Consider the following 20,716-nt stretch of genomic DNA (forward strand, 5'->3'; position numbering starts at 1 on the left):
CGCGCACGCGTCCCGGGCCCTCGTGATGTCCGTGGTGTCTCTCGTCCGGGTGGGATGGGGTGGTGGTGCCGGCAGGGGCGTACGGGCCCCACGGGCGCCGTACGGACGGCCTACGCCGTCGCCTGGCGCGCCAGCAGGGCCACCGCGATCAAGGTGAGCAGCAGGGCGGCCAACGCCGCCGGAGAGAGGGATCCCAGCATCGAGAACAGGCCGTTCTCCTGATGCATCTGCTCACGGTGTGCGCGGCACACCCGGCATCGGCCCTCGCTCACCGGTCCTGCGCAGTTGGCGCACACCAGTCGGTCGCACGTCATGCGATGTCCTCCTTATGTAGCGCCAACGCCGCGGGGCGGCGCTCTGTTCCCGGCCGTTCCCGACTGTTTCCGGACTGTTCCCACACCGTTCCCGAACTTCCGGAAGCGGCGCGTCCACCGTCTCCACTGTGCCAGGCGCGGGCTCCGAGCGCAGACGGTGGCGGTCAATGCGTGGATTGTGCCTGATGTTCCCGTGAACGGGGCCACCAACACCGGACGCCGACTGCGGCCCTCGCCCCGCATCGCGTAGTGTCACCACACCGACGGGGAACCACTCCGCGGCTCCCGCTGCCCCTACCCAGGTCGACGTGGTGTAAATCCGTGATCCGATTCGACAACGTCTCGAAGTTCTACCCCAAGCAGAACCGCCCCGCCCTCCGCGACGTCTCGCTGGAGATCGAGCGCGGCGAGTTCGTCTTCCTGGTGGGCTCATCCGGTTCGGGCAAGTCCACCTTCCTGCGACTGATCCTCCGGGAGGAGCGCGCCAGCCACGGGCAGGTGCACGTCCTCGGCAAGGACCTCGCCCGCCTGTCCAACTGGAAGGTGCCGCACATGCGCCGCCAGATCGGCACGGTCTTCCAGGACTTCCGACTCCTCCCCAACAAGACCGTCGGGGAGAACGTCGCCTTCGCCCTGGAGGTGATCGGCAGGTCGCGCGGCGACATCCGCAAGTCCGTTCCCCAGGTGCTCGATCTGGTCGGCCTCGCGGGCAAGGAGGACCGCATGCCCGGCGAGTTGTCCGGTGGTGAGCAGCAGCGTGTCGCCATCGCCCGCGCGTTCGTCAACAAGCCGAAGCTGCTGATCGCCGACGAACCGACCGGCAACCTCGACCCGCAGACCTCCGTCGGCATCATGAAGCTGCTGGACCGGATCAACCGCACCGGTGCGACCGTGGTCATGGCCACCCACGACCAGCAGATCGTCGACCAGATGCGCAAGCGCGTGATCGAACTAGAGAAGGGCCGTCTCGTGCGCGACCAGTCGCGCGGTGTCTACGGCTACCAGCACTGAAAGGACGCCATGCGCGCCCAGTTCGTACTGTCGGAGATCGGCGTCGGTCTCCGCCGCAACCTCACGATGACCTTCGCGGTGATCGTCTCCGTCGCCCTCTCGCTGGCCCTGCTCGGCGGCGCGCTGCTCGCCCGCGAGCAGGTCGACAGCATGAAGGGGTACTGGTACGACAAGGTCCAGGTGTCGATCTACCTCTGCAACGAGAACGACGCCGAGTCCGACCCCAACTGCGCCAGGGGAGCGGTCACCGCGCAGCAGAAGCGACAGATCCTGGCGGACCTCGAGAAGCTCGACGTGGTGGACAGGGTCTACCACGAGTCCGCCGAACAGGCGTACAAGCACTACCAGGAGCAGTTCAAGGACTCCCCGCTGGCCGACTCGCTGACCCCGGACCAGATGCAGGAGTCCTACCGCGTCAAGCTGACGGACCCGACCAAGTTCGAGGTCATCAGCACCGCGTTCTCCGGCCGCGAGGGCGTCCAGGAGGTCCAGGACCAGAGGAACCTCCTGGAGAACCTCTTCCGGATGCTCAACGGCATGAACTGGGCGGCCCTCGGCCTGATGGGCCTGATGCTGGTGGTCGCCCTGCTGCTGATCGTCAACACCGTGCGGGTGGCGGCGTTCAGCCGGCGCCGGGAGACGGGCATCATGCGGCTGGTGGGCGCCTCCAGCTTCTACATCCAGATGCCGTTCATCGCGGAGGCCGCCTTCGCGGGCCTGTTGGGCGCCGTCGGGGCCACCGTGCTGCTGGTGGTCGGCCGCTACTTCCTGATCGACGCGGGCCTCTCGCTCGCCGAGCAGATGCCGCTGATCAACTTCATCGGCTGGGACGCGCTGTTCAAGGTGCTCCCGCTGGTCTTCGTGGTCGGCGTGCTGATGCCCTCCCTGGCCGCCTTCTTCACCCTCCGTAAGTACTTGAAGGTGTGACGGAGACGCGAGTCAGGGGCGCTCGGGGGCGTCCGAACCGCCCCCGAGCGCGAGCCGGATGTGACGAAGGACGCGGCCGGACGCACGTGCAACCTCCCGTGCGACGCCCGCCCGTGTCCTAGACTCCGCAGCATGTCGGGTCCGTCGATGTTCGCTCCACGGGGCTCCGCCCGGACCGTGAACGGGTTCGCGGACGGCGAGCACCGGCCGCACCGCGTCCTCCGCGGGGCCGGGCTGACCCTGGTCTTCGTGACCGTCCTGGCCACCGGAGCCGTCACCGAATCGTGGGGAGGCGTCACGCACGGTGACGCGTCCCCGGTGAGTCCTCGGCCGCTCCGGTCGGGTGAGGGCGGGGGCGCGGGGGACGGCGGCGCCCAGGGCGACACACAGGGCGGCGCCCACGACGCCGAGGAGCTCGTCAGCCGCAGCGGGGACCGCTGGGCCGCCGCGTACACCGCCCGCGAGTACGAGGGGCTGCGCATGGCCCTGGACGGCGAGTACGTGGGCGTCGGCATAACCGTCCGCAGCTCGTCCGCCGACCGGATCGAGGTCGCCCGCGTCCGGCCCGGCAGCCCCGCCGACGAGGCCGGGGTCCGCGCCGGCGACCGGCTGCTCGCGATCGACGGCACCGGGACCGCCGGCCGCCCGGTCACCGACGTCGTGACCCTGCTGCGCGGCGGTCCGCCCGGAGAGGGTTCCTCGCCCGGCAGCGAGGTCGTCCTCGACCTCGAACGCGACGGCCGCACGTGGAGCGAGAGGCTCAGACGGGCCAGGCTGAGCGTCGAGACCGTCACCGTCTCCTCCCTCGGCGAGGACGTCACCCGCATCCGGATCGACTCGTTCACCAAGGGCTCCGGCGACGAGGTGCGGCGCGTGGCCGACCGCCTTCCGCCGGACGAGGGAATCCTGCTCGACCTGCGCGGCAACCCCGGCGGCCTGGTCGCCGAGGCCACCGACGCCGCCTCCGCCTTCCTCGACGGCGGCCTCGTCGCCACCTACGGCGACGACACCCGGCACGCCCTCTACGCCGAGCCCGGCGGGAACACCGAGTCCCCGCTGGTGGTGCTGGTCGACGGCGGCACGATGAGCGCCGCCGAACTGCTGACCGGCGCCCTCCAGGACCGCGGTCGCGCGGTCGTGGTCGGCACCCGCACCTTCGGCAAGGGCTCGGTCCAGGTGCCCCGGGAGCAGCCGGACGGCTCGGTCGCCGAGATGACCGTCGGCGAGTACACCACCCCCGCCGGCCGGACCGTCGAGCGGGAGGGCATCGCCCCCGACCTGGAGGTGCGGCCCGGCGAGAACGCGCTGGAGGAGGCGCGCACGGTATTGAGTGGCCTCGGCACCCGGTCGTAGTGGGACAATGACCCGGCTATGGCTAAAGAGACGGGTCGCAAACTCATCGCGCAGAACAAGAAGGCGCGGCACGACTACCTCGTCCTCGACACCTACGAGTGCGGGCTGGTGCTGACCGGCACCGAGGTGAAGTCGCTGCGGCAGGGCCGCGCGTCGCTGGTGGACGGGTTCGCCCAGATCGACGACGGTGAGGCGTGGCTGCACAACGTCCACATCCCCGAGTACGCCCAGGGGACGTGGACCAACCACAGCGCGCGGCGCAAGCGGAAGCTGCTGATGCACCGCGCGGAGATCGACAAGCTGATCGGCAAGCTCCAGGAGACCGGTCTGACGCTGGTGCCGCTCCAGCTCTACTTCAAGGAGGGGCGGGCCAAGGTCGAGATCGCCCTGGCGCGAGGCAAGAAGGAGTACGACAAGCGGCAGGCGCTGCGGGAGCGGCAGGACCGCCGCGAGGCCGAGCGCGCGATGTCCGCCGCACGGCGACGGCAGCGGAGCTAGTCCCCTCCCCGGGCGGCTTCCCGCCGCCCCGCGCGCGGGTCCCGGCCCGTCCGCCATGCCGCCGTGCGCCCACGCCCCCGACCGGAGGTCGGGGGCGTTTCCACAGGGTCCGCGGGGTCCGCGCCGTGTGGGCCGGACCACACGTGGGCCGCGGGAACAATCCCGTGGACGCCCCCGTTGGACCGTGCGTACGGCGGTCGACGCGGGTCGCCCGAGCGGCCTCCCCGTCAGGGGAATACGCTGGCAGGTCTTCGCGTTGATCCCGTAGAATGGCAGCAGCGCCGTCCGGCTCCGGCCGGATGTGCTTGTCAACTCAACATGGGGATGATCGGTTTCGACAACGGCTGTTGAAGCAGGGGAAGCGAGCCGAGGAACGCGGCAATGATCTCGTTAACCATGTGCCGCGAAAAAATAATCGCCAACAACAAGCGCGATTCCTTCGCCCTCGCTGCCTGATCAGCGACTGGTGAAGTGTCAGCCCAGGCGCGTTCCCGTCCTGGATCCTGGCATCAGCTAGGGAACTCACCACATGCCTCGGTCACGGGGGTGTGTGGGACAACAAACAGTGACTGAGCCCGTCGGCGGCTTGTCCGCGTGACCGCCGGGGCCGAGAAAAGCACAGCGGACTGCGCTCGGAGAAGCCCTGGTTCTGCACCGTTGGACGCGGGTTCGATTCCCGCCATCTCCACTGACGAACAAGCGGCGGGAGAGTCTCGGACTCTCCCGCCGCTTTCGTGTGTCCGCTCCCGCCGGCCCTGCCGCCCGCGCCGCCCGCGCTCCCGGAGGCACCGGACCCGGACGGCGGCATCCGACACCGCCCGCCGTGGCCCGCCGGGCGACTAGCCGGACGCCGTGCCCGGGGACCGCCGTCCCACCGCCATCGCCAGGGCCACCCCCGCCGCGAGCGCCGCGGCGGTGGGCGGCACCGCGTAGCCCCACGAGCCGCCCAGGTGCTCCGCCGCCCAGCCGCCCGCCGCCGAACCGGCGGCTATGCCGCCCAGCAGCGCGGTGACGGCCAGGGTCATGCCCTCGTTCAGCCGGTCGGGCGGGGTGAGCCGCTGGACCAGCGTCATGCCGGTGACCATCGCCGGGGCCGTCGCCATCCCGGCGACCAGCAGCGCGGGGGCCAGCACCACCAGATTGCCGGTGGTCGAGGCGAGCAACGGCAGCGTCATCAGGACGGCCATCGCGCCCACGCACACCGCCAGGCGCCGGCGCACCGACTCCGTCCGACCGGAGAAGCGCAGGGTGCCGAAGACCAGCCCGGCCGCTCCCGAGCCCAGCGCCTGGAGGGCCAGCACGGCCCCCGCCGCGGCCTTGTGGCCCAGCCCGTCGGCGTACGCCACCGTCACCACCTCCAACGCGCCGAAGACCGCTCCGGTGGCGAGGAAGGCGAGCAGCAGCGGGGGCAGGCCGGGAATCCGCGACAGCGCGGCCACGCGGGTGTCGTCGCCGCGCGGCTCGACGGGCGGCTCGGTGCGGCGTTGGGCGGCGAACAGCAGGGTGCCGACCAGCAGCAGGGCCGTGGCGGCGAGGGTGCCGGCCTCGGGGAAGAGCGAGACGCACAGGGCGGTGGCCAGGACCGGGCCGAGCATGAAGCACAGCTCGTCCAGGGCCTGTTCGAGGGAGTTGGCGGTGTGCCGCGCGGCCTCGGCCTCCGGTGCGGGGCCGCGGTACAGGTGCGCCCAGCGAGCCCGTGCCATGCCCCCGATGTTGGGGGCGGTGACGGAGGCCGCCTCGGCGGCGAACAGCGTCCAGTCGGGGGCGCCGGACCGCACGCACAGCACCAGCGCCAGCGAGCCCGCCGCGGAGAGCGAGACGGCGGGCACGGCGACCCGGGCCTGCCCGTACCGGTCCACCAGCCGGGCGATCAGCGGAGCCACGACGGCGCTCACGGCCATGCCGGTGGCGGTGACGGCCCCGGCGAGGGCGTACGAGCCGCGGGTGCCGGCGATCATGACGATCGCGCTGATGCCGAACATGCCCATCGGCAGCCGGGCGAGCAGGCCCGCCAGGGTGAAGGCGACCGTTCCGGGCGCGGCGAACAGCCGCGCGTACGGGCCGAGTCGGGGCGGCGCGGCACGGCCGCCCCGCCGTGGGCCGGCGGCCGTGCCGCGCGGGGCGGCGACCAGGGTCTCGCCGCCCAGCGCGAACAGCGGGGAGGTGGGCGCCTCGGAGCGGCGCGCACGAACGGGGGAGGAGGTGTGATGCGGCATGGACAACACCGTCGGGCAGCGGTCCGGAAGGCGTCCAACACCTGCTCAGCGGGCATTCACGCATATCGGTTGTCAGTGCGGCGGACCGGCGGGACCATGGGGCGTGCCCCGAGACACCGATCCCCGACTGCTGCGCGCCTTCGTCGCCGTCGCCGACGAACTGCACTTCACCCGTGCCGCCGCCCGGCTGTTCGTCGCCCAGCAGGCGCTGAGTCGGGACGTCCGGCGGCTGGAGGAGCACTTCGGCGCCGCGCTGTTCGTCCGCACCACCCGACACGTCGCCCTGACCCCCGAGGGCGAGCGGCTGCTGCCGTACGCCCGGCGCGTCCTGGCGGCGCACGAGGAACTCGACGCCGTGGCCGCGCGCGACGAGCGCCCCTTGACCGTCGATGCCGGCGCACCGGTCGCCACCGGTCAGCGCGTGCTGGACGAGGCCCGACGGCTCGCCCCCGAGCTGGAGTTCGTCGCCCGCTACCACAGCGGACTGACCGGCGCCGCCGCGGAGATCCTCGCCGGACGGCTCGACGTCTCCTTCGGCCGCGTCGCCGGGCTGACCCCGGCCGTGCTCGCCGGACTGGACCACCGACTGATCCGGTACGAGCGCGTCGCCGTGCTGCTCCCCGAGGACCACCGGTCGGCCCGACTGCCCCGGGTTCCGCTGGACGCGCTGGCGGGGGAGGAACTGTACGCCGGGGCGGGCAACGAGGAGACCGCCGAGTGGACCGACTACGCCCGCCTGCTGTTCGCCGGCCGCGGCATCGGACTCGTCCCGCCCTTCCCCCGGATCGAGGGGGAGGCGGAGTTCGTCCGGGTCGTGCGCGCACGGGGCTGGTCGGTGCTGGCGAGCGAGGAGTTCGTGGCGGTGCCGGGCATGGTCCTGCGCCCGCTCGTCGACCCCGTGCCGCTCTCGCCGGTCTCCCTGGTGTGGCGGCGCGGCCTGCGCCACCCGGGGCTGGACGCCCTCCTGGACGCCGCCCGGCGGAAGGCCGGAGCGGGCCGCTGGCTGGAGCGTCCCGACGGCTCCTGGCTCCCGGAGGCGGACGTCCGTGTCGCCGGTGACGGGCGGGGGAGCGCGGGCGGCCGACGGCCCCACGGACCCCGCGGACAAAACCTGTAGACGGCAGGTACAAGCGGGCGAGTCGGACAACCGGTGAAGTGTCACCACGTGTCGATCGCCGTTTCTTCTATCGCCCGAACAGCGTCTCTTGTGGCCGGAATCATGCGATAGATTTCCTGTCCGGACGCCGTGTAGAGGGGGCGCTCGGACCGGTGGGGGTCGGTCCGGCGATGCGAGTCCGACCGTTTCGCCCGTGGCGCACCTCGAACAAACGGCCGAGTGCAAGGGGCGCGGGTGAGCAGTGAACAGCCAACAAGACTTTCTCGACGGCGCTGAGAGGACCGGGGCACCGGTCTCCGACGGGCCGGTCTTCGTGGACAGCACCGGTAAGCGCGGTCGCCTGCTCCGGCGCGTCGGCTGGGCGCTCGGCGCGGCGTGCGCCTGTTACGCGGTGATCCTGGTGGTCAGCATGGCCGGCGGCAGCTCCGCCGCGCCCTGGCTGCTCATACCCGGTCCCCAGGGCGAGACGGCGGAGACCGTCGAGGTCGTTCCGAGCCCGAGCACGTCACGGACCCCCGGCCCGGCGGACGGCACGGCCGAGCCGAGCGCCTCCGCCTCCCCGGACGCCACCGAGCCGTCCGTCCCCGGCACCCTCGGAGGCACGTCCCCCGAGCGGCCGTCCGGCGCGCCGACCGGCTCGCCCACCCCGGGCGGCACCACCGGCGACGGCGGCGTTCCCGCCGCGCCGCGGCAGACCGCCGGGCCCGGCACGGGCGGAACCGAGGACGACGGGGACTCCGTCCCCGAGCCCGCCCGGCCGTCCGCCTCCCCCGAGCCCACCGACATCGGCGGACGCGGCGACCGCGGCGGAACGAACGGCGCGAGCGGCAACGCGAACGGAGGCAGGAGCGTGGACGACGTCTCCTGGTGGGAGAGGTGGACCTCGTGAGCCGCGCGTCCCGCAGACGCGCCGCCCACCGCAAACAGCGCAACCGCAGGCTCCCCCTGCGCTACCTGCTGCCCTCCCTGCTGCTGGTGGCCGTGGCCGTCATGCTGCTGCTGCGCGGCTACGTCCACAGCGAGTTCCTCGCGGACCACCGGGTGCGTCCCCCGGGGGACAACGACCGGGTGCCCCGGGAGATCCTCGAAGGCGGCCCCGTCGTCGACGCCCGTGGCGAGAAACCGGTCACCTACGAGGTGCCGGACCGCACGATCGTGCTGACCTTCGACGACGGCCCGGACCCCGAGTGGACCCCCAAGGTCCTCGACAAGCTGGCCGAGTACGACGCGCACGCCGTCTTCTTCGTCACCGGCACCATGGCCTCCCGCCACCCCGACCTGGTCAGGCGGATGGTGGCGGAGGGCCACGAGGTCGGCCTGCACACCTTCAACCACCCCGACCTGTCCTACCAGGATCCCTCCGGCATCGACCGGCAGCTCTCGCAGAACCAGCTCGCCCTGGTCGGCGCGGCCGGGGTGCGCACCTCCCTGTTCCGGCCGCCGTACTCCTCCCACACGCACGCCCTGGACAACGAGTCCTGGCGGGTCACCGAGTACATCGGCCGCCACGGCTACATCACGGCGTTCAACGACACCGACAGCAAGGACTGGGCCCGTCCCGGCGTGGCGGAGATCGTCGAGCGGGCCACCCCGAAGAAGCCGGGCGACGGCGCGATCGTGCTGCTGCACGACTCCGGCGGCGACCGCTCCCAGACCGTGACCGCCCTGGACCGGTTGCTGTCGAGACTGACGTCCCAGGGATACGAATTCGCCAATCTCACCGAGGCGTTGAACGCGCCCAGCGCCCACACCCCCGCCACCGGCCTCGAGTTGTGGAAGGGGAAGGCGTTCGTCGGCGCGGTCGGCCTCTCCGAACGGCTGACGGGCGTCCTGGTGGTGGGGCTGGCCGTGATCGGCAGCCTCGTCCTGGCCCGCTTCGGCCTGATGCTGGCGCTCTCGGCCACCCACGCCCGCCGGGTGCGCAAGCGCGGCTTCGCCTGGGGACGGAACCCGGTCACCGAGCCCGTCACCGTCCTGGTCCCGGCGTACAACGAGGCCAAGTGCATCGCCAACACCGTGCGCTCCCTGACGGCCAGTGACCACCCCATCGAGGTCGTCGTCGTGGACGACGGCTCCCGCGACGGCACCGCCGACATCGTGGAGTCGATGGGACTGCCGAACGTGCGGGTGGTGCGGCAGGCCAACGCGGGCAAGCCCGCCGCCCTCAACAACGGCATCGCCCACGCCTCCCACGACATCATCGTGATGATGGACGGCGACACCGTCTTCGAGCCGACCACCGTCCGCGAACTGGTGCAGCCCTTCGCCGACCCGCGCGTCGGCGCGGTCGCCGGCAACGCCAAGGTCGGCAACCGCGACACCCTCATCGGCGCCTGGCAGCACATCGAGTACGTGATGGGCTTCAACCTCGACCGGCGGATGTACGACATGCTCCAGTGCATGCCCACCATCCCCGGCGCGGTGGGCGCCTTCCGCCGCGAGGCGCTGGAGCGCGTCGGCGGCATGAGCGAGGACACCCTCGCCGAGGACACCGACATCACCATGGCCATCCACCGCGACGGCTGGCGGGTGGTCTACGCCGAGAACGCCCGCGCCTGGACCGAGGCCCCCGAGTCCGTCCGGCAGTTGTGGTCGCAGCGCTACCGCTGGAGCTACGGCACCATGCAGGCGATGTGGAAGCACCGCCGGGCCGTGATCGAGCGCGGCCCCTCGGGCCGCTTCGGCCGCGTCGGACTGCCGCTGGTCTCGCTGTTCATGGTGATCGCCCCGCTGCTGGCGCCGCTGATCGACGTGTTCCTCCTCTACGGCCTGGTCTTCGGACCCACCAAGGAGACCGTCGTGGCCTGGCTCGGCGTCCTGGCGGTCCAGGGGGTGTGCGCCGCGTACGCCTTCCGCCTGGACCGCGAGCCCATGACCCACCTGATCTCCCTGCCGCTCCAGCAGGTCCTCTACCGGCAGCTGATGTACGTGGTGCTGCTCCAGTCCTGGATCACCGCGCTCACCGGCGGCCGGCTGCGCTGGCAGAAGCTGCGCCGCACGGGTGTCGTGGAGGCCGCGCCCGTCACCACCGTCCCGGCCCAGGGCCGGCGCCGCGGGGAGCACAGCCACGACCCGGAGAAGAGCGCCCTGGTATGAGCGGCACCATCGATCCCACCGACACGTCCACGGTCCCCGTCCCCCGCGTGCCGGCGGACGGCACGGCGGGGAACCCGGCAAGGGACACGGCGGAGGACGCGGCGCGTGACGCGGCGGGGGGCCGGCACGGGCACCGGGCCCCCGTCACCGCCCAGTCGCAGTTCTCCGGCCGCGACCGCTACCTGGACCTGCTGCGCACCCTGGCGCTGTTCCGCGTGGTGCTCTACCACACCTTCGCCTGGGGCTGGCTGACGCTCCTCTTCCCGTCGATGGGCGTGATGTTCGCGCTGGCCGGCGCCCTGATGGCCCGCTCGCTGGCCCGTCCCGCCCTCGCCGTGCTGCGCGGCCGGATCCGGCGCCTGCTGCTGCCGCTGTGGCTGTACGGCGTGGTGGTGCTCGGCGTGCTGTTCGCCCAGGGCTGGCGGCCGGCCAAGGGCGAGGACGCCGTCTGGTGGTGGCTGAAGATCGCCTTCTGGGTGGTGCCGGTCGGCACCCCGCCCTTCCCGATGCGCATCGGCGAGGACGGCGGGATGCTCGACGCGGGCTGGGCCGAACAGGCCGCCGGACCCCTGTGGTACCTGCGCGCCTACCTCTGGTTCGTGCTGCTCTCCCCGCTGCTGCTCACGGCGTTCCGCCGGATGCCCTGGCCGACCCTGCTGGCGCCGCTCGGCCTGACCGCGATCGTCGGCACGGGCCTGGTGGAGATCCCCGGCGCCACGGGCGAGGCGGTCAGGGACTTCGCGGTCTACGGCTCCTGCTGGGTCCTCGGCTTCGCCCACCACGACGGGCTCCTGTACCGCATCCCCCGGTACTTCGCCCCCTCCCTCGGCCCGATCTTCATGGGCGTCGGCCTGTGGTGGGCCTCCGACCACCCGGGCCCGGAGGGCTGGGACCTGAACGACGTCCCGTTGGCCCAGGCGCTGTGGTCCTTCGGGTTCTGCGTGCTGCTGTTCCAGGTCAGCCCCGCCTGGCAGCGGCTGCCCGACCGGCTCCAGCGCTTCGACGGGCTCGTCACGCTGGCCAACAACCGGGCGGTGTCGATCTACCTGTGGCACGAGATCGCCCTGATCGCGACCGTGCCGCTGATCGACCTGCTGTGGAACATCCCGGCCGTCTGGCAGTCGCCGACCCTCTCCGGGCTGCTGGAGAGCTCCTACGTCCCGCTGATGTTCCTGCTCGTCTGGCCGCTGCTGGCCCTGCTCGTCCTGGTCTTCGGCTGGGCCGAGGACGTCTCCGCCCGCCGCCGCCCGAGGCCGTGGCCCACCCGGCCCGACTCCCGGCGCCCGCGGCGCGCGGGCGCCGGGAGCGGAGGCTCACACGCGCGCTGAGCCCGGGGTGAGCGCAAGGTTGCGCGGAGGTCACCTTCCGGCATCGGGGTGAAACGCGGCGTCCCTAGCGTCGGGAGGCGACACCCGACACCGTGGAGGCGCCATGACCGCTCCGACCACCGCACGCGGCAGTACACGCGGCACGGGCCGCTGGATCGAGCACTGGGACCCCGAGGACGAGGAGTTCTGGGAGCGGGAGGGCCGGCACGTCGCGCGGCGCAACCTCGTCCTGTCGGTGCTCTCCGAGCACATCGGGTTCTCGGTGTGGAGCATGTTCTCGGTGCTGGCCCTGTTCATGGGCCCCGAGTACGGCATCGATCCGGCCGGGAAGTTCTTCCTGGTCGCCGTCGCCTCGCTGGTCGGCGCCGCGCTGCGCGTCCCCTACGGCTTCGCGGTGGCCCGCTTCGGCGGGCGCAACTGGACGGTGGTCAGCGCGGCGATGCTGCTGCTGCCCACCGTCGCCCTGCTGGTCGTCATGGAACCGGGGACCTCGTACACCACCTTCATGGTGGTCGCGGTCCTCACCGGTGTCGGCGGCGCCAACTTCGCCTCCTCCATGACCAACATCAACGGCTTCTACCCGCTGCGCCTGAAGGGCTGGGCGCTGGGGATGAACGCGGGCGGCGGCAACATCGGCGTCGCCGTCGTCCAGCTCGCCGGGCTGCTCGTCATCGCCGTCGCCGGGGCCTCGCACCCCAGGCTGCTGCTCGCCGCCTACCTGCCGCTGATCGTCGTGGCCACCGTGCTCGGCGCGCGGTACATGGACAACCTCGGCCCGGTCCGCAACGACACCGGGGCCGCCCGGGAGGCCGCGAGGGACCGCCACACCTGGATCATGGCGTTCCTGTACATCGGCACCTTCGGCTCCTTCATCGGCTACGGCTTCGCCTTCGGCCTGGTGCTCCAGAACCAGTTCGGCCGCACCCCCCTCCAGGCGGCCTCCCTGACCTTCATCGGCCCGCTGCTGGGCTCGCTGGTCCGCCCCGTCGGCGGCCGGCTCGCCGACCGGCTCGGCGGCGCCCGCGTGACGCTGTGGAACTTCGCGGCCATGACGGTCGCGGCCGGCCTCGTCGTCGTCGCGTCCGTGCGCGAGTCGCTGCCGCTGTTCATCGCCTCCTTCATCGTCCTGTTCGTGCTCACCGGCCTGGGCAACGGCTCCACGTTCAAGATGATCCCGGGCATCTTCCGCGCCAAGGCCCTGGCGGCGGGCCTGGCCGAGGAGGCGGCGGCCGTCCACGCCAGGCGGCTGTCGGGCGCCTCCATGGCGCTGATCGGCGCGGTCGGCGGCTTCGGCGGCGTGGGCATCAACATGGCCCTGCGCCAGTCGTTCCTCTCCTCCGGCACCGCCACCGGCGCGTTCGCCGTCTTCCTCGGCTACTACCTGGTCTGCGCGGCGGTCACCCGGACCGTATACCTGCGGCGCACGGCCCCCGCCGCCGTCCGCGCCCCCGGCGGGGAGCAAACGGCCGCGGGAGCGGCGGACGAGCCGGAGACGCGCCCCGCCTACGCGGAGGTGTGAGGAAACCCGGCCGTGACACCCGTAACACCGGTGACATCGCGGCGAACCGAGCCCGTCACGGACAGGTGACAGGCTCGGTTCGCCTACGATCCCGTACGGAGCGGCCCGTGCGAACGACTGCGGACGAGGACCCCATGCACCAGGTCGGACCACTGGAAGGCTTCACCGTCGGCGTCACCGCCGCCCGGCGCGCCGACGAACTGGGCGCGCTGCTGGAGAGGCGCGGCGCCGAGGTGCTGCACGCCCCGGCCCTGCGGATCGTGCCGCTGGCCGACGACGGCGAACTCCTCGCCGCGACCAGGGAACTGCTCGACGACACGCCCGACGTGGTCGTCGCCACCACCGCGATCGGCTTCCGCGGCTGGGTGGAGGCCGCGGACGGCTGGGGGCTGGGCGACGCCCTGCGGGCCGTGCTGGGCGAGGCGGAACTCCTCGCCCGCGGCCCCAAGGCGCGCGGCGCGGTCCGGGCCGCCGGACTGACCGAGGACTGGTCGCCCCCCTCCGAGTCCCTGGCCGAGGTCCTGGACCGGCTGCTGGCGGAGGGCGTCGCCGGGCGCCGGGTGGCCGTCCAGCTCCACGGCGAGCCGCTGCCCGGCTTCGTGGAGTCCCTCCTCGCCTCGGGGGCGGAAGTCGTCGGCGTACCGGTCTACCGCTGGCTGCCGCCGGAGGACATCGCCCCGGTGGACCGGCTCCTCGACGCCGTCCTGGCCCGGACCGTGGACGCGGTCACCTTCACCAGCGCCCCCGCCGCGGCCTCGCTGCTGGAGCGCGCCGGGGAGCGCGGCGTGCGGGACGGCCTGCTCGCCGCGCTCCGGCACGACGTGCTGGCCGCCTGCGTCGGACCGGTCACCTCCTCGCCCCTGACCGCCCACGACGTGCCCTGCGTACGGCCCGAACGCTTCCGGATCGGTCCGCTGGTCCAGCTCCTCTGCGCCGAGCTGCCCGGCCGCGTCCCGGTCCTGCCCGTGGCCGGGCACCGGCTGGAGATCCGCGGCCACGCGGTGCTCGTGGACGGCGAGCTGCGGCCCGTGCCGCCCGCCGGAATGGCGCTGCTGCGGGCGCTGGCCCGGCGGCCCGGCTGGGTGGTCTCCCGCGCCGACCTGCTGCGCGTCCTGCCCGGCGCGGGACGCGACGAGCACGCCGTGGAGACGGCGGTGGCGCGGCTGCGCTCGGCGCTCGGCCGGCCGCGGCTGATCCAGACGGTGGTCAAGCGCGGCTACCGGCTCGCCTTCGACCCCGCGGACGGCTCGGCGGGCGGCCCGTCCGCCGGCGAGGGGAATACCGAGGGGAACGCCCGGGGGAGTACCGAGGGGAACCGCGCCGCCGACGGCTGAACGTCCGACCTACACCATCCGTATCCCCCGGCGAGAGCCGTTTCGCCAATCCCGTAGAACTCCCGGGATTCTCGTCGACGGGGAGGACGGTGTGCGTGAGGATGCCGCCGTGATGGACCGACCGCGACCACACGTGCAGGAGGGGCCGGACGAGGAACTGATGCGGGTGCTGTACCGCGAGCACGCCGGCCCGCTGCTCGCGTACGTCCTCCGGCTGGTCGCCGGGGACCGGCACCGCGCCGAGGACGTCGTACAGGAGACGCTGCTGCGCGCCTGGCGGAACGCCGACCGGCTCGGCGGCAACGGCGGCTCGGTGCGGCCGTGGCTGGTGACCGTCGCGCGGCGCATCGTCATCGACGGACACCGCGGACGGCGGGCCCGCCCGCAGGAGGTGGACGACGGACCGCTGGAGACGGTCGCCGCCGCCGACGAGATCGACCGCGCGCTGCGGCTGATGACGATCGCGGACGCGCTCGGGGAGCTGTCCGAGGCGCACCGCACGGTCATCGTCGAGACATACTTCAAGGGCCGCACGGTCACCGAGGCCGCCCACGTCCTGGGCGTCCCGACCGGTACGGTCCGCTCCCGGGTCTTCTACGGGCTGCGGCAGTTGCGGCTCGCGTTGGAGGAGCGGGGGGTGACCATGCCGTGAACGCCATGAACGACGGCGCCGTGAACGGTCCGGCGAACGAGCACCTGGACGTCGGCGCGTACGTGCTGGGGGCGCTGGACCCACAGGACGTCCCGCGCTTCGAGGCCCACCTGGCGCTCTGCGCCCGGTGCGCCCACCGGCTCTCCGAACTGGCCCCCCTGCCCGACCTGCTGGCCGAGATCGCGCCGGGCCCGGCGGGCCCCGGCGGCGCCATGGGACCGCCGGGCGGGTTCGCCCCGCCGGAGCCGGTGCCGCCCGCGCCGCCGCCCGGCCTGTTGGACCGGCTGCTGGCCGAGACCGCGGCCGTCCGCCGGCGGCGGCGCAGGCGGCGCTGGGCGCTGGCCGCCGCGGTGGCGCTGATGGTCGCCGGGGGACCGGCGGCGACCATGGCGGTCGCCGACCGGGAGGGGCCGCGGCCCGAGGTGTCGTACGCCGCCTCCGCCAAGGCGATGTTCGACCGCGAGGGCGAGCGGCTGATCGCCAGGGACGCGGAGACGGGCGCCGACGCCGAGGTCGCGCTGTGGGAGCGGCCGTGGGGCACCGAGGTGGCCCTGAGGCTGTCGGGCGTGACCGGACCGCAGAGCTGCGATCTGGTGGCGGTCTCCCGCGACGGGGCCAGGCAGACGGTCACCACCTGGTCCGTCCCGGCCGGAGGCTACGGCGACACCCCGCTCTACACGGTCGGCGGCACCGGAATCGACCGTTCGGACATCGAGCGCTTCGAGATCCGCACCCTCGACGGACGGCACCTGGTGACGCTCCCGACCGGGTGACCGCCGCCCGCCGCCCGGTCCGCACCCGCCCGTCGAGCCCCCTTTCGCGCGCACGCGCGTGCGCGGCACGCCCCGCGTCGCGTACGGTGGACGGCTGCCCTGAGTACACCAGAAGGGGGCCCGTGCGTTGGGAGCGCAGGAGACAGTGCCGTCGGTGCGGCGGACCGCCGACGAGGACCGCGGCGAGGACCGGCGCGGCGGTCACGACGGCGTCCGGGAGCGGGAGATCCGCGGGGAGCAGCAGCACCTCGACGCGGTCTACCGGCGCCTGGAGGAGAAGATCCACGAGGCCGAGTTCCTCATGGCGGACGCGGCCAAGCGCGCCCAGGTGGGCACGCCGGGCGCGCTCGCCGAGCGGGACGCGCAGGTCTTCCGCGCCGGGGTGCACCTCAACCGGCTCAACAACGAGTTCGAGGACTTCCTCTTCGGCCGCATCGACCTGCTGCTCGGCAAGGACGGCGAGCGCGGACCGGACGGCGCGTACACCTCCGTGGAGCCCGCCGAGGACGCGGTGCGCCCCGACGACACCGGGGCCGCCGTCGCGGACATCGCCGAGACCCTCCACATCGGGCGGCTCGGCGTGCTCGACGCCGACTACACCCCACTGGTCATCGACTGGCGGGCCCCGGCCGCCGCGCCCTTCTACCGGGCCACCCCGGTGGCGCCGGGCCGGGTCGTGCGGCGGCGGGTGATCCGCAGCAAGGGCCGGAAGGTGCTGGGGGTGGAGGACGACCTGCTGCGCCCGGAGCTGACCGCGCGCCTGGACGGGCAGGAGCTGGCGGTGGTCGGCGACGGCGCCCTGATGGCGGCGCTGGGCAGGGCCCGCGGCCACTCCATGCGCGACATCGTCGCCTCCATCCAGGCCGAGCAGGACGAGGTCATCCGGGCCCCCGCCGTCTCCGTCACCGAGGTCGAGGGCGGTCCCGGCACCGGCAAGACGGCCGTCGCCCTGCACCGCGCCGCGTACCTGCTCTACCAGGACCGGCGGCGGTACGCGGGCGGCATCCTGATCGTCAGCCCCACCCCGCTGCTGGTGTCGTACACCGAGGGCGTGCTGCCGTCCCTGGGCGAGGAGGGCCAGGTCGCCATCCGCGCGCTGGGCTCGCTGGTGGAGGGCGCCGAGGCCGACACCTACGACGAGCAGGCCGTCGCCCGGATCAAGGGCTCCTCCCGCATGGTGAAGGTGCTGCGCCGCGCGGTGCGCGGCGCGCTGGACCTGGGCGCGCCGGGAGCGGACGGGGTGCCGGAGAGCCTGCGGGTGGTCGCCTTCGGCTCGCGGATCGAGCTGGACGCCGAGGAGCTGCGGAGGATCCGCGCCCAGGCGCTGGGCGGCACCGCGCCCGTCAACCTGCTGCGCCCGCGCGCCCGGCGGCTCCTGCTGGACGCCCTGTGGGCGAAGTCCGGGGCCGGGCGGCGGTACACCGACCCCGAACTGGAGGCCGAGGCGCGGCAGGGGTTCGACGAGGACGTCTCCACCGAGACCGTCTTCGCCGACTTCCTCGACGCCTGGTGGCCGGAGCTGACCCCGCGCCGGGTGCTCGCCGCGATGGGCGACGAGAAGCGGCTCGGCCGCTGGGCGCGCCGGATCCTCCAGCCGCGCGAGGCGCGCAGGCTGGCGCGCTCGCTGGCCCGGCTGGACGCCGACGGCTCCGGCCCGCTCTCCGTCCACGACGTCGCGCTCCTGGACGAACTGCGGGTGCTGCTCGGCGCCCCGGCCCGTCCCCGCGTGAAGGAGGCGGACCCGCTGGACCAGCTCACCGGCCTGGAGGAGCTGACCACCTACGCCGACCGCCTCGCCGCCCGCCCCACCCGCGCCGAGCGGGCCGCGACCGCCGGACAGGACGAGCGCACCGACTACGCGCACGTCATCGTGGACGAGGCCCAGGACCTCACCCCGATGCAGTGGCGGATGGTCGGCCGCCGCGGTCGCCAGGCGACGTGGACGGTCGTGGGCGACCCGGCGCAGAGCTCCTGGTCCGACCCGGAGGAGGCCGCCGCCGCCCGCGACGAGGCGCTGGGCACCCGGCCGCGCCGCCGTTTCGAGCTGACGGTCAACTACCGCAATCCGGCCGAGATCGCCGAGCTGTCCGCCCGGGTGCTCGCCCTGGCCATGCCGGGCGTGCGACCCCCCAGGGCGGTGCGCTCCACGGGCCTGGTGCCGCGCTTCGCCGTGGCGTCCGACGGCGACGTGGGCCGGGCCGTGCGCGAGGAGGCGCGGCGGCTGCTGGACGAGGTGGAGGGCACGGTCGGCGTGGTGGTGGCCATGGGCCGCCGCGACGAGGCGCGCGCCTGGCTGGACGGGCTGGGCGACCGCGTGGTGCCGCTGGGCAGCCTGGAGGCCAAGGGCCTGGAGTACGACGCGACGCTCGTGGTCTCGCCCGCGGAGATCGCGGACGAGTCCCCGGCCGGGCTGCGGGTGCTCTACGTGGCGCTGACGCGGGCCACGCAGCGGCTGACGGTCCTGTCGGGGGAGAGGGATCTGCCGGACGCGGAGGGCGTCCCGGACCTGCTGAGAGAGTGAGGGCCGCGCGCTCCGGGCGGCCCGGCGTCCGCAGCGTGGAATCACCGACGCCGATCGTTTGTTAGCCTGGCTGTGGCACCGGCCCGATCCAAGCCCCCGGGCCCAACCTTCGTCGCTTCGAGCGACCACTTGCCGCGAGGCGAGCATGGCGGGTCGGTGTCATACGACATGAGAAGGGGAAGGGGTCCACCCTCGCCGGACCGGCGGGAACGGACCCCTTCCCCTTCTTTTTCCTCGTGTTTCCCGTGCCCTTCCGTGCGTTCTCATCCGTTTTCGCACCTTTTCCCGGGTCTCTCCTGCTCCGCTCCCCCGCGGGACCGCCCGTGGAGGTCCCATATGGCGGAAAACACTTTCCGGTCGGGGAGACGGGTTACCGCGTACTGGGCGGTAAGTGCGACGATCGGGTGACGTGAACCGGCCCGGCGGCCGGATCCCACGTCACTGCACCACGGGAAAGTAGAGGAAACCGGCCATGGCAACGGCGCCCAGCGTCTCGTACTCGATGACCATCCGTCTGGAGGTGCCCGCCGGAGGATCGGCGGTCAGCCAGCTCACCACGGCCGTGGAATCCTCCGGTGGTTCGGTCATCGGTCTCGACGTCACCGCCTCCGGCCACGAGCGGCTGCGCATCGACGTCACCATCGCGGCGTCCTCCACCGCGCACGCGGACGAGATCGTCGCCAAGCTGCGGGACATCGAGGGCGTCGTCATCGGCAAGGTCTCCGACCGAACCTTCCTGATGCACCTCGGCGGCAAGATCGAGATGGCGTCGAAGCACCCCATTCGCAACCGCGACGACCTGTCCATGATCTACACGCCGGGCGTCGCCCGGGTCTGCACCCAGATCGCGGCCAACCCCGAGGACGCCCGCCGCCTGACCATCAAACGCAACGCCGTCGCCGTCGTCACCGACGGCTCGGCCGTGCTGGGCCTGGGCAACATCGGCCCCAAGGCCGCCCTGCCGGTGATGGAGGGCAAGGCGGCCCTCTTCAAGCGCTTCGCGGGCATCGACGCCTGGCCGCTGTGCCTGGACACCCAGGACACCGACGCCATCGTCGAGATCGTCAAGGCCGTCGCCCCCGGCTTCGCGGGCATCAACCTGGAGGACATCTCCGCCCCCCGCTGCTTCGAGATCGAGGCGCGGCTGCGCGAGTCCCTGGACATCCCCGTCTTCCACGACGACCAGCACGGCACCGCCATCGTCGTGCTCGCCGCCCTGACCAACGCGCTGCGCGTGGTCGGCAAGGACATCGGCGACGTGAGAGTCGTGATGTCCGGCGCGGGAGCGGCCGGCACCGCCATCCTCAAGCTGCTGCTGGCCGCGGGCGTCAAGCACGCGGTGGTCGCCGACATCCACGGCGTGGTGCACGCCGGACGCTCCGACCTGGTGAACGCCGCCCCCGACTCGCCGCTGCGCTGGATCGCCGAGAACACCAACCCCGAGGGCCTGACGGGCACCCTCAAGGAGGCCGTCGTCGGCGCCGACGTCTTCATCGGCGTCTCCGCCCCGGACGTCCTCGGCGGCGAGGACGTGGCGGCGATGGCCGAGGGCGCGATCGTCTTCGCGCTCGCCAACCCGGACCCGGAGGTGGACCCGGCGATCGCCCGCCAGACCGCCGCGGTCGTGGCCACCGGCCGCTCGGACTTCCCCAACCAGATCAACAACGTGCTGGTCTTCCCCGGCGTGTTCCGCGGCCTCCTCGACGCCCAGGCCCGCACCGTCAACGAGGAGATGATGCTGGCCGCCGCGCGGGCGCTCGCCGACGTGGTGCACGAGGACGAGCTGAACGCGAACTACATCATCCCCAGCGTCTTCAACGAGAAGGTCGCCGGAGCCGTCGCCGGGGCGGTGCGGGACGCCGTCATGGCCACCGGCGAGTCCGTGACGGCCGCCACGACCGCCTAGGGACCGGACGTCCGGGAGCACCGGAACGGCGCGTCGGGAGCACGGCACTCGGATGGCCCCTTAGGGTGGCCAGGCGGCACCGGAAGTCGCCACGGAGCGTAATCGCAGCGTGTCACGGGCGCTCTTCGTGTGACGTCACAGGGCTCCGGAT

General features: G+C 73.1%; 16 protein-coding genes and 1 other RNA gene. 15 read left to right on the forward strand and 2 right to left on the reverse strand.

Translation table 11 applies throughout. The annotated features are described in order from the left end of the window. Positions 1-110: 110 nt before the first annotated feature. The gene (locus ABD335_RS26620; protein WP_344328073.1) at positions 111-314 is read right to left on the reverse strand and encodes a hypothetical protein; all 204 of its coding nucleotides are present in this window, start codon (positions 312-314) and stop codon (positions 111-113) included. A gap of 321 nt (positions 315-635) precedes the next feature. Here ABD335_RS26620 and ftsE point away from each other — a divergent pair, with 321 nt between their 5' ends. The 5 genes from ftsE to ssrA all read left to right on the forward strand — a co-directional run bounded on the left by ftsE (position 636) and on the right by ssrA (position 4,794). Next, a complete protein-coding gene (ftsE, locus tag ABD335_RS26625) occupies positions 636-1,325 on the forward strand; it encodes a cell division ATP-binding protein FtsE (protein ID WP_344328074.1) in 690 nt (229 codons plus the stop codon). A 9-nt stretch (positions 1,326-1,334) separates the two neighbouring features. Then, the gene (ftsX, locus tag ABD335_RS26630; RefSeq protein WP_344328075.1) at positions 1,335-2,252 is read left to right on the forward strand and encodes a permease-like cell division protein FtsX; all 918 of its coding nucleotides are present in this window, start codon (positions 1,335-1,337) and stop codon (positions 2,250-2,252) included. Positions 2,253-2,384: 132 nt separating this feature from the next. Next, positions 2,385-3,605 carry a S41 family peptidase gene (locus tag ABD335_RS26635; RefSeq protein ID WP_344328078.1) on the forward strand — a complete coding sequence of 407 codons (1,221 nt, stop codon included), beginning with the start codon at positions 2,385-2,387 and terminating at the stop codon, positions 3,603-3,605. 18 nt (positions 3,606-3,623) lie between these two features. Next, positions 3,624-4,103, forward strand: coding sequence for an SsrA-binding protein SmpB (smpB, locus tag ABD335_RS26640; RefSeq protein ID WP_344328079.1), 480 nt, complete (start codon positions 3,624-3,626; stop codon positions 4,101-4,103). Between the two features lie 320 nt (positions 4,104-4,423). After that, positions 4,424-4,794, forward strand: a transfer-messenger RNA (tmRNA) gene (ssrA, locus tag ABD335_RS26645). Positions 4,795-4,942: 148 nt separating this feature from the next. Here the strand turns inward: ssrA and ABD335_RS26650 are convergent. Beyond that, positions 4,943-6,319: an MFS transporter gene (locus ABD335_RS26650; protein WP_344328080.1), complete on the reverse strand. Its 1,377-nt coding sequence runs from the start codon at positions 6,317-6,319 to the stop codon at positions 4,943-4,945. A gap of 103 nt (positions 6,320-6,422) precedes the next feature. Between ABD335_RS26650 and ABD335_RS26655 the strand changes: the two genes are divergently transcribed. The 10 genes from ABD335_RS26655 (at position 6,423) to ABD335_RS26700 (ending at position 20,565) form a co-directional block, all read left to right on the forward strand. Continuing rightward, entirely contained in the window at positions 6,423-7,436 is a 1,014-nt protein-coding gene (locus ABD335_RS26655; RefSeq protein ID WP_344328082.1) for a LysR family transcriptional regulator, read from the forward strand. Between the two features lie 313 nt (positions 7,437-7,749). After that, entirely contained in the window at positions 7,750-8,325 is a 576-nt protein-coding gene (locus ABD335_RS26660) for a hypothetical protein (RefSeq protein WP_344328083.1), read from the forward strand. A gap of 56 nt (positions 8,326-8,381) precedes the next feature. After that, positions 8,382-10,532, forward strand: coding sequence for a bifunctional polysaccharide deacetylase/glycosyltransferase family 2 protein (locus tag ABD335_RS26665; RefSeq protein ID WP_486387930.1), 2,151 nt, complete (start codon positions 8,382-8,384; stop codon positions 10,530-10,532). After that, on the forward strand, positions 10,529-11,860 hold the full coding sequence (locus ABD335_RS26670) for an acyltransferase family protein (protein ID WP_344328084.1): 1,332 nt from the start codon (positions 10,529-10,531) through the stop codon (positions 11,858-11,860). The genes ABD335_RS26665 and ABD335_RS26670 overlap by 4 nt, the downstream gene beginning before the upstream one ends. A 103-nt stretch (positions 11,861-11,963) precedes the next feature. Next, the gene (locus tag ABD335_RS26675) at positions 11,964-13,379 is read left to right on the forward strand and encodes a nitrate/nitrite transporter (RefSeq protein ID WP_344328087.1); all 1,416 of its coding nucleotides are present in this window, start codon (positions 11,964-11,966) and stop codon (positions 13,377-13,379) included. Positions 13,380-13,513: 134 nt separating this feature from the next. Further along, on the forward strand, positions 13,514-14,713 hold the full coding sequence (locus ABD335_RS26680) for a uroporphyrinogen-III synthase (RefSeq protein ID WP_344328110.1): 1,200 nt from the start codon (positions 13,514-13,516) through the stop codon (positions 14,711-14,713). Positions 14,714-14,825: 112 nt separating this feature from the next. Continuing rightward, on the forward strand, positions 14,826-15,365 hold the full coding sequence (locus ABD335_RS26685; RefSeq protein WP_344328088.1) for a sigma-70 family RNA polymerase sigma factor: 540 nt from the start codon (positions 14,826-14,828) through the stop codon (positions 15,363-15,365). Between the two features lie 5 nt (positions 15,366-15,370). Beyond that, a complete protein-coding gene (locus ABD335_RS26690) occupies positions 15,371-16,138 on the forward strand; it encodes an anti-sigma factor family protein (protein WP_344328089.1) in 768 nt (255 codons plus the stop codon). Between the two features lie 154 nt (positions 16,139-16,292). After that, positions 16,293-18,659 (forward strand): HelD family protein, encoded by a 2,367-nt coding sequence (locus ABD335_RS26695; RefSeq protein WP_344328090.1) that lies wholly within the window; start codon positions 16,293-16,295, stop codon positions 18,657-18,659. A gap of 472 nt (positions 18,660-19,131) precedes the next feature. Continuing rightward, positions 19,132-20,565: an NAD-dependent malic enzyme gene (locus tag ABD335_RS26700; RefSeq protein WP_344328092.1), complete on the forward strand. Its 1,434-nt coding sequence runs from the start codon at positions 19,132-19,134 to the stop codon at positions 20,563-20,565. Positions 20,566-20,716 lie beyond the last annotated feature (151 nt).

Origin of the sequence: Streptomyces macrosporus (assembly GCF_039533145.1) — a bacterium.
Classification (GTDB): Bacteria; Actinomycetota; Actinomycetes; order Streptomycetales; family Streptomycetaceae; genus Streptomyces; species Streptomyces macrosporus.

Coding starts and splice junctions, on each gene's coding strand:
- ABD335_RS26685 (WP_344328088.1), top strand. CDS start 14,826: ATGGACCGACCGCGACCACACGTGCAGGAGGGGCCGGACGAGGAACTG.
- ABD335_RS26690 (WP_344328089.1), top strand. CDS start 15,371: ATGAACGACGGCGCCGTGAACGGTCCGGCGAACGAGCACCTGGACGTC.
- ABD335_RS26620 (WP_344328073.1), bottom strand. CDS start 314: ATGACGTGCGACCGACTGGTGTGCGCCAACTGCGCAGGACCGGTGAGC.
- ABD335_RS26670 (WP_344328084.1), top strand. CDS start 10,529: ATGAGCGGCACCATCGATCCCACCGACACGTCCACGGTCCCCGTCCCC.
- smpB (WP_344328079.1), top strand. CDS start 3,624: ATGGCTAAAGAGACGGGTCGCAAACTCATCGCGCAGAACAAGAAGGCG.
- ABD335_RS26680 (WP_344328110.1), top strand. CDS start 13,514: ATGCACCAGGTCGGACCACTGGAAGGCTTCACCGTCGGCGTCACCGCC.
- ftsX (WP_344328075.1), top strand. CDS start 1,335: ATGCGCGCCCAGTTCGTACTGTCGGAGATCGGCGTCGGTCTCCGCCGC.
- ABD335_RS26675 (WP_344328087.1), top strand. CDS start 11,964: ATGACCGCTCCGACCACCGCACGCGGCAGTACACGCGGCACGGGCCGC.
- ABD335_RS26700 (WP_344328092.1), top strand. CDS start 19,132: ATGGCAACGGCGCCCAGCGTCTCGTACTCGATGACCATCCGTCTGGAG.
- ABD335_RS26635 (WP_344328078.1), top strand. CDS start 2,385: ATGTCGGGTCCGTCGATGTTCGCTCCACGGGGCTCCGCCCGGACCGTG.
- ABD335_RS26650 (WP_344328080.1), bottom strand. CDS start 6,319: ATGCCGCATCACACCTCCTCCCCCGTTCGTGCGCGCCGCTCCGAGGCG.